General features: G+C 66.4%; 11 protein-coding genes. 6 read left to right on the forward strand and 5 right to left on the reverse strand.

Going from position 1 to position 17,812, the window contains the following annotated elements:
• The first annotated feature begins 29 nt into the window (after positions 1-29).
• Positions 30-4,469, forward strand: a complete 4,440-nt coding sequence (locus HHL14_RS08845; protein WP_169497203.1) for a translocation/assembly module TamB domain-containing protein — start codon at positions 30-32, stop codon at positions 4,467-4,469.
• Positions 4,470-4,639: 170 nt separating this feature from the next.
• On the opposite strand, the gene metG is transcribed toward HHL14_RS08845, so the two are convergent.
• A complete protein-coding gene (gene metG, locus HHL14_RS08850) occupies positions 4,640-6,772 on the reverse strand; it encodes a methionine--tRNA ligase (RefSeq protein ID WP_169497204.1) in 2,133 nt (710 codons plus the stop codon).
• Between the two features lie 426 nt (positions 6,773-7,198).
• Positions 7,199-7,852, reverse strand: coding sequence for an OmpA family protein (locus HHL14_RS08855; RefSeq protein ID WP_169497205.1), 654 nt, complete (start codon positions 7,850-7,852; stop codon positions 7,199-7,201).
• Positions 7,853-8,197: 345 nt separating this feature from the next.
• On the opposite strand from HHL14_RS08855, the gene apbC reads away from it, so the two are divergent.
• The 5 genes from apbC (at position 8,198) to HHL14_RS08880 (ending at position 13,868) form a co-directional block, all read left to right on the forward strand.
• A complete protein-coding gene (gene apbC / locus HHL14_RS08860) occupies positions 8,198-9,286 on the forward strand; it encodes an iron-sulfur cluster carrier protein ApbC (protein WP_169497206.1) in 1,089 nt (362 codons plus the stop codon).
• Between the two features lie 153 nt (positions 9,287-9,439).
• A complete protein-coding gene (locus tag HHL14_RS08865; protein ID WP_169497207.1) occupies positions 9,440-9,976 on the forward strand; it encodes a superoxide dismutase family protein in 537 nt (178 codons plus the stop codon).
• 206 nt (positions 9,977-10,182) lie between these two features.
• Positions 10,183-10,752 carry a dCTP deaminase gene (dcd, locus tag HHL14_RS08870; RefSeq protein ID WP_169497208.1) on the forward strand — a complete coding sequence of 190 codons (570 nt, stop codon included), beginning with the start codon at positions 10,183-10,185 and terminating at the stop codon, positions 10,750-10,752.
• 90 nt (positions 10,753-10,842) lie between these two features.
• Positions 10,843-13,128, forward strand: a complete 2,286-nt coding sequence (locus tag HHL14_RS08875) for an arginine/lysine/ornithine decarboxylase (RefSeq protein ID WP_169497209.1) — start codon at positions 10,843-10,845, stop codon at positions 13,126-13,128.
• Positions 13,129-13,130: 2 nt separating this feature from the next.
• Positions 13,131-13,868 (forward strand): lysozyme inhibitor LprI family protein, encoded by a 738-nt coding sequence (locus HHL14_RS08880; RefSeq protein ID WP_169497210.1) that lies wholly within the window; start codon positions 13,131-13,133, stop codon positions 13,866-13,868.
• 25 nt (positions 13,869-13,893) lie between these two features.
• Here HHL14_RS08880 and HHL14_RS08885 read toward each other — a convergent pair whose 3' ends face one another.
• The 3 genes from HHL14_RS08885 to pgl form a co-directional block, all read right to left on the reverse strand.
• Complete coding sequence (locus HHL14_RS08885; protein WP_169497211.1) at positions 13,894-14,820, reverse strand: bestrophin family protein; 927 nt, start codon at positions 14,818-14,820, stop codon at positions 13,894-13,896.
• A 183-nt stretch (positions 14,821-15,003) separates the two neighbouring features.
• On the reverse strand, positions 15,004-16,920 hold the full coding sequence (locus tag HHL14_RS08890) for a bifunctional transcriptional regulator/glucokinase (RefSeq protein ID WP_169497212.1): 1,917 nt from the start codon (positions 16,918-16,920) through the stop codon (positions 15,004-15,006).
• Positions 16,898-17,596, reverse strand: a complete 699-nt coding sequence (gene pgl, locus HHL14_RS08895; protein WP_169497213.1) for a 6-phosphogluconolactonase — start codon at positions 17,594-17,596, stop codon at positions 16,898-16,900. Before pgl ends, HHL14_RS08890 begins: the two co-directional genes overlap by 23 nt.
• Between the last annotated feature and the right edge of the window lie 216 nt (positions 17,597-17,812).

The following is a 17,812-nucleotide window of genomic DNA, read 5'->3' on the forward strand; positions in this document are numbered from 1 at the left end:
ATTCGCCACCTTCCTGACCCGACTCACGCATGACCACTGACGTCACCGATCCGCCCTCCGCGCAGCCACCCGGCGATACGCCGGGCGGGCAGCCGCCTGAACCGCCGCCGCCGAAGCGGCGCTGGGGCCGGCTGCTGCTGAAAACGGTCGCGAGCACGGTGATCGTGCTGGTGCTGCTCGCCGTGCTCGTGGTCGGCCTCCTGTACGGCGCGCTGACCACCGAGCGCGGCACCGCGTACGCATGGCATGCGGCGGTGAAGCTGCTCGGCGGCCGGCTCGGCGGCACGCTCGACGGCGGCACACTCGCGAACGGCGTGCAGTTGCGCGACGTGCGCTGGCGCAGTCTCGATGGCAGCGGCACCGATATCCAGATCGACCGCGCGGCCGGCCGCTGGGCGCTCGGGCGCGAGCCGTGGCGCTTCACGATCGAGTATCTGCACGTCGGCACGATCGACGCGCGCATCGGCGCATCGTCGTCGGGCAGCAGCGAGCCGCTGAAGTTGCCGCAGGATCTGCAACTGCCGATGCAGCTCGAGATTCGCGACGTGCAGGTGGCGCGGCTGCTGCTGCATCAGGGCGCGTCGACGACCGAGCTGTCGGACTTCGCGTTTCATGGCCGCAGCGACGGGCGCCATCACGAGGCCGCGGTCGACCGGCTCGACACGCCGTTCGGCGCGCTGACGGCGTCGGCGAAACTGGACGGCGTGAAGCCGTTCCCGCTGTCGGGCGAGGTGGGCTATGCGGGCAAGGTCAACGACGAGGCGGTGCAGGTGGGCGGCCATCTGAGCGGCACGCTCGAAGACCTCGTGGCCGAGCTCGACGCGAGCGGGATGAAGCTCGCCGGCCACGCGCGGATCGAGGCGACGCCGTTCGCTGCGGTGCCGCTGCAACGCGCGACGCTGAGCTTCGATCACGTGAATCCGCAGGCATTCGCGCCTGGCGCGCCGCTCGCGGATCTGGCGGTGCGGGCGGAGTTGCAGCCGGTGGAACTGGCGGGAGCGGGTGGTGCGGATGCGGTGCGGGCGGCGAGTGGGGCTCTCGCGGGTAGCGGGGCGAGCGGGGTAGCAAGTGGTGCAACAAGTGGGGCAACAGGCGGCCCGACCGCCTCGGCCATCGCGGCCAGCCCGGCACATCGCGGCGCCGCGGCCAGCGCGGGCCACGCAGACCATCACTTCAGCCTCGGCCATCACCACGCCGCCGCGAAACCCGACGCGGGCTTCGCGGTCGCGGGCCATGTGTCGATCGTCAACGCGAAACCCGGCGCGATCGACCAGAACCTGCTGCCGCTGATCGACGCGAATGCCGACGTGCGTCTCGACGCGCGGGCGCAAAGCATCTCGAACCTGAACGTGCGGCTCGTGCGCAACGCGGCCGTTACCGGCGGCGGCACGCTGAGCGGGCGACGCGGCCAGTTCGATCTGAACGTCGCGCGGCTCGACCTGAACGCGTTGCAGGCGACGGTGCGGCCGACGCAACTGTCCGGTCCGATCGGCATCCGTCTGAACGACGACATCCAGACCCTGACGCTCGATCTCGCCGACCCCGCCGCCGCACTGCGAGCCCAGGGCAAGGTCACGTTCGATCCGGCGCGGATCAGCTTCAACGATCTGCGCATCACGTCGGGGAGCGGGCGTATCGATCTGTCGGGCGCGCTCAAGCACGACGCGAATTCGACCTATAACCTGAAGGCGCAGCTGACCGATTTCGATCCGTTGTCGCTGACGTCGCAGATGCCGTCGCGCACGCCGGCCACGGCATCGTCGGCATCGACGTCATCCTCGGCCGCTGGGGCGAGCAGTGCGCAGCGCGCGCGCCACGCGCAGGCCGCCGCACTCGCGGGCAGCACGGCCGGCGCGAAGAGCGCGGCGCCCGGCGATCAGGCCGCGGCGATCGCGAAAAACACCGCCAAAGCGGCGGTGCAGACCGAGGTGCTGGAACGCAAGACGCCGCCCGCGGCCCATCGCGCCGCGCCGAAGGTCGCGGCGCCGGCACGCAGGATCGAAGCGCGCGTGAACGCCACGTTGAGCGCGACCGGCGTGCTCGCGCCGACCTTCACGACCCGCGCCGAATTCAAGCTCGGCCCGAGCGTCTACGACAACCTGCCGTTGACAGGCGGCGGCACGATCCAGCTGGCCGGCTCGCGGATTCTGCCGAGTCACGCGAACCTGTCGGTGGCGGGCAACCAGGTCGATCTGCAGGGCAGCTTCGGCGCGGTCGGCGACCGGCTGCGTTTCCGTATCGACGCCCCGCAGCTCGACCGGCTCGGCTTCGGCCTCGCCGGCCAGCTTGCCGCCGATGGCGACCTGACCGGCTCGTTCGCGCATCCGAACGTCACGCTGAACTACAAGGCCGAGAGCGTCGCGTTCGGCGAGAACCGTGTCGGTCACGCGGAAGGCCATGCCGAGTTGCGCGACGGCGCGAACGGCGCGCTCGCGTTCACGACCGACGCGCGCAATCTGAGCGCGGGCGGCGTCGAGCTGAACACGCTGACCGCGCGTTTGTCGGGCACGCGCGCGAACCACACGCTCGAAGCCGCCGCGGTCGGCAAGCTGCAGGATCGGCCGCTCGATCTGACGCTCGCGGCGCACGGCAAGCTGACCGATTCGCGCGACGGCACCCGTTGGGACGGCACCGTCACGCGTCTGCAGAATCGCGGCACGCCGGCGCTGAACCTCGAATCGCCGCTCGCGCTGAGCGCCGGGCCGGGGCATCTGACGCTCGGCGCGACGAAGCTGACGATCGAAGGCTCGGTGCTGAATCTGAAGTCGTTCGCGTTCGACCACGGCCGCATCCAGTCGGCCGGCAGTCTCACGGACGTATCGCTCGCGCGCTTGCAGGAGCTGCGCCACGAGATTACCGGCGAGCCGCCGCCCGTGCGCACCGATCTGATCTTCGATGGCGACTGGGACTTTTCGCTCGGCGCGACGGCAAGCGGCCACATCGAGCTGAGCCGGCGCAGCGGCGACGTGACGGTCGAAATCGGCCGCGGGCTCGCGTCGATGGGCATTACCGCGATGCGCGCGCGCGCCGAGTTCACCGGCGGCAACCGCCTGAACGCGACGCTGCACGCGCAGGCGAGCCGCGTCGGCGTGATCGACGCCGAGGCGCACACGCCGCTCGTGATGCGCGACGGCCTGTTGACCGTCGATCCGCAGAGCGCGCTGTCGGGCAGCGTGAACGCGAACGTGCCGTCGCTGCGTACTACCGGCGGCCTGCTCGGCCCGAGCTATCTGCTCGACGGCCATCTCGCGCTGAAGCTCGCGCTCGGCGGCACGGTCGCGAAGCCGAACGTGACCGGCTCGCTGGTCGGCGACGGCCTGTCCGCGACGGTGGTCAGCCAGGGCGTGCAGTTGAAGGACGGCGTGGTGCGCATCGCGTTGTCGGAGAATATGGTCGACTTCCAGCAGGTCGAGTTCCACGGCGCGAGCGGTACGCTGCGCGCAACCGGACGGGTGCGCCTCGACGGTGCGGAGCCCGATCTGACCGCGAGCATCGTCGCCGACAAGCTCGATGTGTTCGCGTCGCCGGACCGTCATCTGTCGTTGTCGGGCAGCGCGAGCGTCGGCAGTAGTGGTGCGGAGCACGGGATGGCGATCAACGGCAAGTTCGTGGTCGACAGCGCATTGTTCGATCTGCCCGAGCAGGCCGCGCCGAGTCTCGGCGACGACGTCGTGATCATCCGCCCGGACGGCACGCGCTCCGGCGGCCAGCCGCGTCCGACCGAAGGCGCGGCGCGGCCGGCCAGCCCGTTTGCGCCGCGCGCCAACATCGAGATCAACCTCGGCAACAACTTCCGCTTCCGCGCGCAAGGCGCCGATCTTGGCCTCGCCGGCACGATCACCGCGATGAGCGCGCCGAACACGCCACTGCGCGCGGTCGGCAACGTGCGGGTGACGCCGGGCTCGACCTACACCGCGTTCGGCCGCAAGCTGGCGATCGAGAACGGTTTCTTCACGTTCAACGGTCCGGTCACGAATCCGGGCATCAACATTCTGGCGATGCGCCGCAACCAGCAGGTCGAGGCGGGCGTGCAGGTGACGGGCACCTTGCAGTTGCCGGTCGCGCGCCTCGTGTCGGAGCCGAGCGTGCCGGACAACGAAAAGCTCTCGTGGCTGCTGTTCGGCCACGGCACCGACCAGGGCAACAACCTCGGCCAGCAGAGCACGATGACGACCGCGCTCGCGCTGCTCGGCAGCGCCACCGGCAAGCGGATCGCGCAGACGGTCGGGCTCGATGAGTTTTCGATCGGCCGCAGCGACGTCGGTCTGACCGATCCGCAGGTCGTGATGGTGTCGAAGGCGATCAACGAATGGCTCGTGATCGGCTACGAGCAGGGGCTGCAGTCGGCGAGTAACGCGATCAAGGCGACCGTCAATCTGACGCGGTACTGGTCGCTGGTCGTGTATGGCGGGACGTTCTATGGCGCCGACGTGCTGTACACGCGACGGTTCGACCGGATCAAGTGGTGAGGATCGGCGTAGGAGCAACCGCTGCAGCCGACTTGGCTGCCACGCGTTGGCGTTAGCGCAGGCGCGGTGCGGCAAAAAAACGGCACGCTGTGAAGCGTGCCGTTTTTTCATGTTTGCCGTCGCCGCGTGCGCCACGCAGGGCGCCGCCGCCGCGTTATTGCGCTACTGCATTACTTCACGCGCATGCCCGGCTTCGCGCCGCTATGCGGCTCGAGCACGTACAGACCCGGCTCGGCCTTCTCGTTCGCCGCCGATGCCGCCAGCACCATGCCTTCCGACAGACCGAATTTCATCTTGCGCGGCGCGAGGTTCGCGACCATCACGGTCAGCTTGCCGATCAGCTGTTCCGGCTGATACGCGGACTTGATGCCCGAGAACACGTTGCGGGTCTTTTCCTCGCCGATGTCGAGCGTCAGTTGCAGCAGCTTGTCCGAGCCTTCCACCGCCTTGCAGTCGACGATCTTCGCGATGCGCAGGTCGACCTTCGCGAAGTCGTCGATCGAGATGATGCCGGGTTCTTCTTCCTTCGCGGCCGGTGCCTTCGCGGCTTTCTTCGAGGCGTTCTTCGCGTCGGCCGCGGCTGCTTCCGGCGTGGCCTGCAGCGAGTCGCGGTTGGCCGCGAGCAGCGCTTCGATCTGCTTCGGATCGACGCGCGTCATCAGGTGCTTGTACGCGTTGATCGGACGGGTCGAGCTGAGCGGCAGGTTCGCGTCGGCCCACTTCAGCGGCTCGATCGCGAGGAACGCCTCGACCGCTTCGGCGAGCTTCGGCAGCACCGGCTTCAGCGCGAGCGACAGCAGGCGGAACGCCTCGATGCTGACGCTGCAGGTTTCATGCAGCGCGACCGCGTTGGCCGGATCCTTCGCCTGATCCCACGGCTTCGCGGTGTCGACGTACGCGTTGACCGCGTCCGCCAGTTCCATGGTCTGACGCAGCGCGCGGTTGTACTCGCGCGCTTCGTAGTTCGCGGCGATCTGCGGGATCGCGGCGCGCAGCGTGTTGAGCAGCGGATGATGCATTGCGCTGTCCTGCACACGGCCATCGAAACGCTTGATCAGGAAGCCGGCCGCGCGGCTCGCGATGTTCACGTACTTGCCGACCAGGTCGCTGTTCACGCGCGCCTGGAAGTCGTCGAGGTTCAGGTCGAGGTCTTCCATCGTGCTGTTCAGCTTGGCCGCGAAGTAGTAGCGCAGCCATTCCGGATTCAGGCCGGTGTCGATCACGCTTTGCGCGGTGATGAAGGTGCCGCGCGACTTCGACATCTTCGCGCCGTCGACGGTCAGAAAGCCGTGCGCGAACACGTTGGTCGGCGTGCGATGGCCCGAGAATTCGAGCATGGCCGGCCAGAACAGCGTGTGGAAATACAGAATGTCTTTACCGATGAAGTGGTACTGCTCGGCCTTCGAGCCCTTGCGGACCCATGCGTCGAAATCGAGGCCGCGCTTCTCGGCGAGATTCTTGAAGCTCGCGTAATAGCCGACCGGCGCGTCGAGCCACACGTAGAAATATTTGCCCGGTGCGCCCGGAATTTCGAAGCCGAAGTACGGCGCGTCGCGCGAGATGTCCCAGTCGGCGAGCTTGGCTTCGCCGGCGTCGCCGAGCCACTCGCGCATCTTGTTGGTCGCTTCCGGTTGCGCGAGGCCGCCCACCCACGCGCGCAGGAAGTTTTCGCAGCGCGGGTCGGACAGGCGGAAGAAGTAGTGCGTCGAGGTTTTGCGGATCGGCGTGGCGCCCGAGACCACCGAATACGGATTGACGAGTTCGGTGGGCTGGTAGGTCGAGCCGCACACTTCGCAGCTGTCGCCGTACTGGTCTTTGGCGCCGCACTTCGGGCACTCGCCCTTGATGAAGCGGTCCGGCAGGAACATTTCCTTGACCGGGTCGTACGCCTGTTCGATTTCGCGCGCGTCGATCAGGCCCGCTTCCTTGAGCGCGAGGTAGACGCTTTCGCTGAGGACACGGTTTTCTTCGGAATCGGTCGAGTAGTAGTTGTCGAACGAAATGCCGAAGCTGTCGAAGTCGCGCTTGTGCTCCTGCCACACGCGGTCGATCAGCTGTTTCGGCGTCAGACCTTCCTTTTCCGCGCGCAGCATGACCGGCGTGCCGTGCGTGTCGTCGGCGCCCACGTAGTAGACCTCGTGGCCGTGCATTCGCAGCGCCCGGACCCAGATGTCCGTCTGGATATATTCGACCAGATGGCCGATATGAATCTGCCCGTTCGCATACGGAAGGGCCGACGTGACGAGGATCTGGCGATGGCCGGACGGCGCGGCTGCGGTGAGATCGGTGGCGGGTGCTGACATAAGGATCGTGGGTGCCTGCGGTGGGACGAAACGGTGATTTTAGCAGGGCGCACGCCTCACGCGGCGCGCGCCGGGGCCGGCTGGACGGGCGGCGAGATGCGGGTTGCGGCTGAATGACGAAGCGGGGAATGTACGGCGCGAGCGTGCAAAGCTAAAAAGCACGGAGTCGTACAAATTGAGCGGGCAAAAAAAACCGGGGTTGAAAACCCCGGAGCAACAACGACAAGAGGAGAATGGTGACGTGGCGGCTTCGCCAACCACGTACCGTAAAGACAGACCGCGGATTTCTGGCAGAGTTCGAAATTTTTTTCGCTTCTCCAGGAAATGGTTCCGGAACGGTATGTCTTCAGCCAGCGGGTGGGTGACAGGCTGGCAGCGCCGCCAGCCCTGGTCAGCCCGACTGGGCGTGCTTCTCCGGGCTCGTCCTTATTGCGGTGCGTGCTGGGCCGTCGCGCGCAGATAGATTTCCACGCGACGGTTCGCCGCACGGCCGGCTTCGGTGTTGTTGTCGGCGATCGGCTGGGTCGGACCCATGCCGGTGGCGGACAGGCGCTGCGGCGCGACGCCGTGCTGCGCGAGGTAGCCGGTCACGCTCTGCGCGCGGTTAACCGACAGCGTCTGGTTGTACTGCGCCGAGCCGGTGCTGTCCGTATGGCCGACGACCGATGCGACGATTTCCGGGTTCTGCTGCATCGTCTGCACGAGCTGGTCGAGCACCGGTGCGAACGACGGCTTGATCGCGTAGCTGCTGGTGTCGAACGTGACCGAACTCGGGATGTTCAGCTTGAGCGAGCCGTCCGGCTGCTCGGTGATCTGCGTGCCGGTGCCCTTGGTCGCGCCCGTCATGCGATTGCGGATCGCTTCCCAGTTGTAGCCGGTGACGCCGCCGACCGCCGCGCCGACGCCCGCGCCGATCGCCGCACCCTTGCCGCCGCCGAAGATGGCGCCCAGCGCCGCGCCGGTGCCGGCACCGACGCCGGTGCCGACTGCCGTGTTCGTGCCCTGTTGGGTCGCGCAGCCAGCCAGCACCGAGCCGGCAACGGCGAACACGGCCAGGCGAGTCATAATTTTTGCATTCATTTTCGATCCTTTTTAGTGAAGCGAATAGACCAGCGGTAGCGGTCAATCTATCCAGCGAACGTGACGGCTGTGCTGCAAACTACTCGAAAATCCTTGAATGACGGAATGCTACGCCTTTCTCCGCGCGGTCCGACAACGAAGAAGGGTCTTCGGGGCAGTGCCTGCCGTCAGACACTACAATAATGCCTGGAAACACGCAGTGATGCGACCCCATGCGTTCCGCCTGCCCGAAGGGTGCCCGGCGCGTCCGTTTTTCGCAACGCTAGATAACAATTTCTTTCAAATTCCGCCGCGTGGCCGATTTCGCGATCGCACCGCGCCGCACGTCTTCCCCACGGAGTATCAATGAGTATCGATCGGGCTTTGGTCGACGCCGCCATCGCGGCCGTCACTGACCCCAACACCGGCGCGCCGTACGCGGCCGCGAAAAACATCCGCAACGTGGCCGTGGACGGCGACACCGTCAGCCTGGAGGTGGTGCTCGGGTATCCGGCGATGAGCCAGTTCGAGGCGATCCGTCAGCAGTTCGCCGACGCGCTGCGCACGGTGCCGGGCGTCGCCAACGCGCGTATCGCGGTGTCGCAGCAGATCGCCGCGCACACGGTGCAGCGCGGCGTGAAGCTGCTGCCCAACGTGAAGAACATCGTCGCGGTGGCGTCCGGCAAGGGCGGCGTCGGCAAGAGCACGACCGCGGTGAATCTCGCGCTCGCGCTCGCGGGCGAGGGCGCGTCGGTCGGCATTCTGGATGCCGACATCTACGGTCCGTCGCTGCCGACCATGCTCGGCATCGAGGGTCGCCCCGAATCGCCCGACGATAAATCGATGAACCCGATGAGCGGTCACGGCGTCCAGGCGAATTCGATCGGCTTCCTGATCGAGGCGGATAACCCGATGGTGTGGCGCGGCCCGATGGCGACCTCGGCGCTCGAGCAGCTGCTGCGGCAGACCAACTGGCACGACCTCGACTATCTGATCGTCGACATGCCGCCGGGCACCGGCGACATCCAGCTGACGCTCGCGCAGCGCGTGCCGGTGACGGGCGCGGTGATCGTCACGACGCCGCAGGACATCGCGCTGCTCGACGCGAAGAAGGGCCTCAAGATGTTCGAGAAGGTCGGCATTCCGATCCTCGGCATCGTCGAGAACATGGGCCTGCACATCTGCTCGAACTGCGGTCACGCGGAGCATATCTTCGGCGCCGGCGGCGGCGAGCGGATGGGCAAGGAATACGGCGTCGACGTGCTCGGCAGCCTGCCGCTCGACATCACGATCCGCGAGCAGGCCGACTCGGGCAAACCGACGGTCGCGGCGGACCCGAACGGGCGCATCGCGGAGATCTACCGGTCGATCGCGCGCAAGGTTGCGATCCATATCGCCGAGCGCGCGCGCGACATGACCTCGAAGTTTCCGAACATCGTCGTGCAGAACACCTGAGCGAGCCTCGGCGGAAACCCGGACAAGCCGTTCGGATAAGGGATCTCGGGGCATCGAGGTCGCTATTTGCGCGTGGTCTCGCGGTATCATGTCGACTTCACAGGTTCGGCTCGGCGGCCGCAGGGGTGGCCGCCAGGCCGGCAAGAGGATCGCATGGGAAAACGAATCGACGGGCAGGCGGTGCATGCGTTCATCGTTCTGACTGCCGGCTGCGTGCTGTTGAGCGGCTGCGGCGTGTTCCTGAGGCCACAGGAAAAGCGCGCCGACGCGCAGTTGCTGCCCACCGTGGGCAATCAGGCGCACGGCCTCGTGAGCTTCATCGAGCGCTCGGACGGCGTCCAGGTCACCTACAATCTCGCGGGCTTGCCGCCCAATAGCGATCACGCGCTGCAGGTCCACGAGCGCGGCGACTGCAATGCCGCCGACGGCTCCAGCACCGGCCCGGTGTTTTCACCGGCGGCCGAACGGCTCAAGGCCGGCGCGCGCGTCGAGGGCGATCTCGGCAATATTCATGCGGACGCGAACGGCGTCGCCACCGGTTTCATCGTTGCGCCGGACGCGTCGCTCGACGGCATCCGCTCGGTCCTGCAACGCGCGGTCGTGCTGCATCACGACGCGACCGACCCGTATGCGTATCCGCAGCATGGCGCGGGCGTCGCGCTGGCGTGCGGCGTGATTCGCCAGCAATGAGCGGTTTTTGCCTCGTGGCCGGCGAGCCGTCCCGAAGCCTGGCCTGTGCGGCTACCGGCGCGGGGCATTGCGCGATCGGCGGCGGCATCTGCGTGATCGCGTAAAATAAGCGCCTTTGCCGGCCGGCCAGATTGTGCGGCGCCGGCCCGGCGGTTCCTTTCTCTTTCGTCACACCTGTCATTCTTCACGTCGAGCAGCATTCACCTATGACCATCAAATCCGACAAGTGGATCCGGCGCATGGCCGACTCGCACAAGATGATCGAGCCGTTCGCGCCCGATCAGGTTCGCGTCTCCGAAGACGGCCGGAAGATTGTCAGCTACGGCACCTCGAGCTACGGCTACGACATCCGCTGCGCCGACGAATTCAAGATCTTCACCAATATCAACTCGACGATCGTCGATCCGAAGAACTTCGACGAGAAGTCGTTTGTCGATTTCAAGGGCGACGTCTGCATCATCCCGCCGAATTCGTTCGCGCTCGCGCGCACGGTCGAGTATTTCCGCATCCCGCGCAGCGTGCTGACCGTGTGTCTCGGCAAATCGACGTACGCGCGCTGCGGGATCATCGTCAACGTGACGCCGTTCGAGCCGGAATGGGAAGGGCACGTGACGCTCGAATTCTCGAATACGACACCTTTGCCTGCGAAAATCTACGCGAACGAAGGCGTCGCCCAGGTGCTGTTTTTCGAAAGCGACGAAATTTGTGAAACGTCGTACGCGGATCGCGGCGGCAAATATCAAGGTCAGCACGGCGTCACGTTGCCGAAAACGTGACGCCCGCAGCGTCTTGACCCATCAGCTATTCGGGTGACCGCTGCGATTACGACATAACGCAGCGGTCGTTTTCTTTTTGGAGAATCGCCCATGAAGTTCCGTTTTCCCGTCGTCATCATCGACGAAGATTTCCGCTCCGAGAACATCTCGGGTTCCGGCATCCGGGCTCTCGCCGAAGCCATCGAGAAAGAAGGCGCGGAAGTGCTCGGGTTGACGAGCTACGGCGATCTGTCCTCGTTCGCGCAGCAGTCGAGCCGCGCGTCGTGCTTCATCCTGTCGATCGACGACGACGAGCTGCTGCCGTACGTCGATAACGTGGTGGTCGAAGGCGAGACGCCCGAGCTTGCCGCCGCGATCGTCGCGCTGCGCGCGTTCGTGACCGAAGTGCGCCGCCGCAACGCCGACATTCCGATCTTCCTGTACGGCGAAACGCGCACCTCGCGCCATCTGCCGAACGACATCCTGCGCGAGCTGCACGGCTTCATCCACATGTTCGAGGACACCCCGGAGTTCGTCGCGCGTCACATCATCCGCGAGGCGAAGGTGTACCTCGACGCGCTCGCGCCGCCGTTCTTCAAGGAGCTGGTGCAGTACGCGGACGAAGGTTCGTACTCGTGGCACTGCCCGGGCCACTCGGGTGGCGTCGCGTTCCTGAAGAGCCCGCTCGGCCAGATGTTCCACCAGTTCTTCGGCGAGAACATGCTGCGCGCGGACGTCTGCAACGCGGTCGACGAACTCGGCCAGCTGCTCGATCACACCGGTCCGGTCGCGGCCTCGGAGCGCAACGCCGCGCGCATCTTCAGCGCTGACCACGTGTTCTTCGTGACCAACGGCACCTCGACCTCGAACAAGATCGTCTGGCACGGCACGGTCGCTCCGGGCGACATCGTGCTGGTCGACCGCAACTGCCACAAGTCGATCCTGCACGCGATCACGATGACCGGCGCGATTCCGGTGTTCCTCACGCCGACGCGCAACAACTTCGGCATCATCGGCCCGATTCCGCGCAGCGAGTTCGAGCCGGAAAACATCCGCAAGAAGATCGAGGCGAATCCGTTCGCGCGCGAAGCGCTCGCCAAGAACCCGAACCTGAAGCCGCGCATCCTGACGATCACGCAAAGCACGTACGACGGCGTGATCTACAACGTCGAGATGATCAAGGAAATGTTGGGCGAGTGGCTCGACACGCTGCACTTCGACGAAGCGTGGCTGCCGCACGCCGAATTCCACGAGTTCTACCAGGACATGCACGCGATCGGCGCGGGTCGTCCGCGCATCGGCGCGATGGTGTACGCGACGCACTCCACGCACAAGCTGCTCGCCGGCATCTCGCAGGCCTCGCAGATCGTCGTGCAGGACTCGAAGAACAGCCGCTTCGACAAGCACCGCTTCAACGAGGCGTATCTGATGCATACGTCGACGAGCCCGCAGTACGCGATCATCGCGTCGTGCGACGTGGCCGCGGCGATGATGGAAGCGCCGGGCGGCACCGCGCTCGTCGAGGAGTCGATCGCTGAAGCACTCGACTTCCGCCGCGCGATGACCAAGGTCGACACCGAATACGGCGACGACTGGTTCTTCAAGGTGTGGGGCCCGGACCAGTTCGCGGAAGAGGGCATCGGCTCGCGCGAGGACTGGATGTTGCGTCCGGACGACGCGTGGCACGGCTTCGGCCCGCTCGCCGAAGGCTTCAACATGCTCGACCCGATCAAGGCGACGATCGTCACGCCGGGTCTGGACATGGACGGCGGCTTCGGCGAAACCGGCATTCCGGCCGCGATCGTCACGAAGTACCTGGCCGAGCACGGCATCATCGTCGAGAAGACCGGGCTGTACTCGTTCTTCATCATGTTCACGATCGGCATCACGAAGGGCCGCTGGAACTCGATGGTGACCGAGCTGCAGCAGTTCAAGGACGACTACGACACCAACCAGCCGCTGTGGCGCGTGCTGCCCGAGTTCGTGCAGCATCATCCGATGTACGAGCGCGTCGGCCTGCGCGATCTGTGCCAGCAGATCCACAGCGTCTATCGCGCGAACGACATCGCGCGTCTGACGACCGAGATGTACCTGTCGAGCATGGAGCCGGCGATGAAGCCGTCCGACGCGTTCGCGAAGCTCGCGCACCGCGAGATCGACCGGGTACCGATCGACGAACTCGAAGGCCGTGTCACGTCGATCCTGTTGACGCCGTATCCGCCGGGCATTCCGCTGCTGATTCCGGGCGAGCGCTTCAACAGGACCATCGTCAATTACCTGCGTTTCGCGCGCGAGTTCAACGAGCGCTTCCCGGGCTTCCATACGGACATCCACGGGCTCGTCGGCGAAATGATCAACGGACGCATCGAATATTTCGTCGATTGCGTTCGCGTTTGACGATGCAGCGGGTGAAATTCCTGCCGGACCTGTCGGGCTGGCGGCGCGCAAGCCGCGTGCTGGCCGGCGCGCTGACCGCCGGCGCCGTGGTGCTCGGCGGCGTGGCGAGTCCGGCGGCGCATGCCGAGGTGGCCGCCGCCGATCCGATCGACGCGTCGATGCGCACGTGCCTCGCGCGCGCCGACATGTCGACGACGCTCGGGCAGGTGCAGTGTATGGACAACGCGCGAATCGGCTGGAAGGCCGCGGTCGATAGCGCGTATCAGCAGGTGCTGGCGAAGCTGCCGCCGGCGCGGCGCCGGTTGTGGCAGAAGAGCCAGGCGAGCTGGCTCGCGTCGCGCGATGCGGAAAAGCCGCTGCTTGCCGCGGTGTTCGCGACCACCCAGGGTTCGATGTACGTGCTCGCCGAAGCCGACATGCAGTTGCAGCCGGTGCGCGACCGCGCGCTGGTGCTGCGCAGTGCGCTCGCCAATGCGAGCGGGCCGGCGCCGCGCCGGCCGCGCGCGTGCAACGCGGACGCGCGTTGCGAACACGCGATGTTCGATCTGAACCGCTACTACCGCGTGCTCAATTCAAAGATGCCGGCCCAGGCCCGGTCGATACTGGTGCGCGCACAACGCGAGTGGCGCGCGTATCTGGAGGCATCGACGCCGCTCGTCGACGAGCACGGGCGCATCGACATCATCGGCGCGCGTGTCGCGACGATCAAGCGACTGTCGGAGACGGTCGGCAATCACTGACGGGCGCGCCGCCCCGCGCGCATCTTCAATCCAGCTGATAACTCTCGCGTTGCGGGAGCGGCGCCGCGAGCGCCGGTTCACCGCGCAGATCGCGCAGCGCATCTTCGATCATCGCCGACATCGTGTTGAGTGCGAGGTCGTTGTCGTCGGTGCCGAACGGCTCTTCGAGCTGCGAGGCGATCGCCTCATGCGCCATGAACGTGTACGCGACGAACACCGCGAACACCGGCGTAAAAATGCCGATGCTGTCGACGAGACCGAACGGCAGCGACGCGCAGAAAAAATACACGGTGCGGTGAATCATCACCGAATACGCAAACGGCAACGGCGTCGACGCAATGCGCTCGCAGCCGCCGATCACATCGGACAGTCCATTCAGATTGCGGTCGAACGCGAGCACGCTCATCGAATCGAGCGCGCCCGCGCGTGCCTGACGCCGTACCCATTCGCCGAGGCACAGCATCAGCGTGGCCGGCTTGTAGCGCGCCTCGATCACACGGTCGAACAGCGCCGCGGGCAGCCGCGCGGCGAGGTCGTCGCGCGGGTCGGTCTTGCGTAGCTGATGCCGCAGCGCATGCGGCAGCGCGCTCAGCAGCGCGAGAAACTCGGCGGTCTCCTCGCTGGGCAGCTCGCGCGACGGCAGCATCATCACCTGGCGCGTCAGCGAGCGCGACTCGTTGAGCAACTGCCCCCACAGCTTGCGCGCTTCCCACCAGCGGTCGTAGCTCGCGTTGTTGCGAAAGCCGAGGAACACCGCCAGCGCAATGCCGATTAGCGAAAACGGCGCGGTCGTGTTCAGGTTCAGATTGACGGGAAGCAGATGATCGTGCGCGGCGAGCGCGACGATCGCGATGCAGAAAATCAGGAACAGGCGCGGCAGCAGTTGCGGCAGCACCGAGCCGCGCCACGCGAGCAGCATGCGGAACCAGTGGAGATGTGGGCGGATGATCATGGAGCGGGCGTGTCGCGGGCCGATAAGGCCTCTATTATCGATCGCTTTTCACGCCGCATAGGCCGCATGAAAAAGAAAACCCGCGCGGCACGCTTCGTATTCGAAGCACACCGCGCGGGTTGATTGACTGCGCAAGGCAGGCGGCCCGGGTTTGGCCGCGTGCGGGGACTCGCGTTCAGTCGTTCAGTCGCGCGCCGACGAAGCCGCGCCGTGGCTCAGCCAGTCGAGCACGGCGGTGGCGTCGTCGTCGGCGCCTTCACGCGCTTTCTCGACCGTTTCCGCGACGTCGTCGCTCGGCACCGCGCGGCGAATCGCGACGCCGACCGCGAGAATGTCGATCATCACGAGGTGCAGGATGCGCGAGATCATCGACAGCTGCGACTCGCGAATCTCGATGTGATCGGTCTCCAGCGCGACGGTCGCGCGTTTCGCGAGCGGCGTGTTGCTCGACGTGATCGCGATCACCTTCGCGCCAGCCTGCATCGCGACGTCGAGCACGCGCAGCAACTCGGGCGCGCGGCCCGACTTCGACACCGCGACGATCACGTCGCCCTTGCCGAGCAACGCCGCGGACGCCGCCTGCATGTACAGGTCGCCGTACGCAATGGTCGGGATGCCGAAGCGGAAGAACTTGTAGTGCGCGTCCTGCGCGACGATGTTCGAATTGCCGAGCCCGTAGAACTCGATCCGACGCGCGCCGTTCAGCAGATCGATCGCGCGCTCGACGTGCTCGAAGTTCAGATGCTCGCGCAACTGCAGGATCGCGGAGATCGTGTTGTCGAGCACCTTCGCGCCGAAGTCGGTCGCGGTGTCGCCCAGATGCACCTGGCTGTGGCTGACCGGGATCGTGCCGGTCAGGCCGGTCGCGAGCTTCAGCTTGAAGTCCGACAGACCCTGGCAGCCGAGCGAGCGGCAGAAGCGGATCACGGTCGGCTGGCTCACGTCGGCCTTGCGCGCGATGTCGACGATCGGATCGTTGATGATCGAGCGCGGATGGTTCAGCGCGAGCTCGGCGACGCGGCGTTCGGCCGGCGTCAGCGCATCGCGCATCTGGCGGATCCGCTCGAATACCGCCGACGAACTGCCGCCCGCGCGGTTCGACAGTTGCTCCGCGAGAATCGCCGACACGCCGAGAAACGCCGGATATTCGGCGGTAATCACATAGGTCGGCACGTTCTGCAGATACGCTTCGAAGCGGCCCTTCGCCTCGAAGCGCTTACGGAACGACGAGCGCGCGAAGAACTCGCCGAGGCGCGGCACCACGCCGCCGCCGATATAGATGCCGCCGAGCGCGCCAAGCGTCACCGCGATATTGCCGGCGAAGGTGCCGAGAATGCCGCAGAACACGTCGACCGATTCGGCCGCGAGCGGCTCGCCTTCGAGCGCGCGCTTGACGATCTCGATCGTGTCGACGTTGGCCGCCACGCGTTTCTTGTCGCGGCCCGCGAGCGCACGGTAGATGACTTCGATGCCGGGGCCGGCGGCCACGCGTTCGAACGACACGTGCGACCACTTCTTGCGCGCGTACTGCAGCACGATGTCCTCGCGCTCGTCGGCCGGCGCGAAGGTCGCGTGGCCGCCTTCGCTGCCGAGCGCGATCCAGCGGTCGTCGGCGGGAATCAGGCCGGACACGCCCATGCCGGTGCCGGGACCGAGCAGGCCGATCACGCTGTTCGGACGACGCGCGCCGCCGCCCACCTGCACGCGCTGCGCGTCGGTGAGGCCGGGCAGCGCCATCGCGAGCGCGGTGAAGTCGTTGACGACCAGCAGCGTGTCGAAGCCGAGCGCGCGGCGCGTCGCTTCGATCGAGAAGGTCCAGTCGTGATTGGTCATGCTCACCTGGTCGCCGTCGACCGGGTTCGCGATCGCGATCGCCGCGTGATTGACGCGGCCGATCTTGTTGTCCTTCAGGTACTTCTTGATGACGTCGGCGACGCTCGGATAATCCGCGCACGGATAGATCTGCACCGAGCCGATCTCGCCGGGGCCCGTCTCGAGCGCGAAGCGCGCGTTGGTACCGCCGATGTCGGCGAGCAGCCTCGGTCCGTCGGCGTGCTGGCCCGCGCCCGGCACAGCTTTAGTTTGCACACCAGTAGACATCGAGTCTCACTCCCTTGTCGTTTGCCAACTGCGAGATGGCATTTTTTTGTAGCGAAGCGGCGGCTGCATTGAGCACGTCCATCTTGCGCGGTCCCGCGATCAGCAGAAACAGATGTTTGACTTCCTTCAGCGCGGACAGTGACCAGCTCACCCGCGCATGCTGCGCCGCGCCCGGATGCACGGCGACGAAGCGCTCGGTCGTGGTGATCGCGTGATCCCATTCGGGCGCGTCGGCGAAGATCGAGGCGGTGTGGCCGTCTTCGCCCATGCCGAGCACCGCGACGTCGGGCACCGCGGCAAAGCGCGCGTCGGCGTTCAGCGCGGCGACGTGCGCGTGCAGATCCTGCGCGGTGTCGACGAGCGGCCAGAACGTTGCGTCTTTGGCGGCGTTCTGCAGCAGCGTGGCGCGCGCGAGTTGCGCGTTGCTCGCGCTGTCGGTTTCCGGCACCCAGCGGTCGTCGACCAGCGTGAGCGCGATGCGCGGCCAGTCGAACGCTTGCGTGGACAACGTTTGCAGGAACGGGCGCGGACTGCTGCCGCCGGACACGGCCAGCATGGCCGGGCGCGCGTTCGCGGCCGCCTGTGCGGCCAGCGACGCCTGTAACGCGTCGCCCACCGCTTGCGCCAGGGCGTCGGATTGGGCGCGCTGGTCGTCGAAAGCGTGAAGCTCGATCACTTCTCCTCCGTGCTGCTTTCTTGTTAGATCAGCGGAATCAGCGTTGCTGCTCTCGCGCGATGCCTGCGGGGCGGGGTGGCCTGCAAACGTGATACGCGATACCGGCGCGATTCCGTTCAGTTCGTCGGTGGTGTTGCCGGCGCCGCGTGAGCCGTTGCCGCGCTGCGTTTGCCACAAAGCATGGCCGCAACGCATGGCCGCTCTCGCGCGACGCCG

The sequence above is a fragment of the Paraburkholderia antibiotica genome (genome assembly GCF_012927125.1).
Taxonomy (GTDB): domain Bacteria; phylum Pseudomonadota; class Gammaproteobacteria; order Burkholderiales; family Burkholderiaceae; genus Paraburkholderia; species Paraburkholderia antibiotica.

Bases quoted from the DNA above. Each gene is read 5' to 3' on its own strand.
- HHL14_RS08855 (WP_169497205.1), bottom strand. From the start codon at position 7,852: ATGAATGCAAAAATTATGACTCGCCTGGCCGTGTTCGCCGTTGCCGGC.
- HHL14_RS08880 (WP_169497210.1), top strand. From the start codon at position 13,131: ATGCAGCGGGTGAAATTCCTGCCGGACCTGTCGGGCTGGCGGCGCGCA.
- HHL14_RS08890 (WP_169497212.1), bottom strand. From the start codon at position 16,920: ATGTCTACTGGTGTGCAAACTAAAGCTGTGCCGGGCGCGGGCCAGCAC.
- HHL14_RS08875 (WP_169497209.1), top strand. From the start codon at position 10,843: ATGAAGTTCCGTTTTCCCGTCGTCATCATCGACGAAGATTTCCGCTCC.
- HHL14_RS08865 (WP_169497207.1), top strand. From the start codon at position 9,440: ATGGGAAAACGAATCGACGGGCAGGCGGTGCATGCGTTCATCGTTCTG.
- dcd (WP_169497208.1), top strand. From the start codon at position 10,183: ATGACCATCAAATCCGACAAGTGGATCCGGCGCATGGCCGACTCGCAC.
- HHL14_RS08845 (WP_169497203.1), top strand. From the start codon at position 30: ATGACCACTGACGTCACCGATCCGCCCTCCGCGCAGCCACCCGGCGAT.
- HHL14_RS08885 (WP_169497211.1), bottom strand. From the start codon at position 14,820: ATGATCATCCGCCCACATCTCCACTGGTTCCGCATGCTGCTCGCGTGG.
- apbC (WP_169497206.1), top strand. From the start codon at position 8,198: ATGAGTATCGATCGGGCTTTGGTCGACGCCGCCATCGCGGCCGTCACT.
- metG (WP_169497204.1), bottom strand. From the start codon at position 6,772: ATGTCAGCACCCGCCACCGATCTCACCGCAGCCGCGCCGTCCGGCCAT.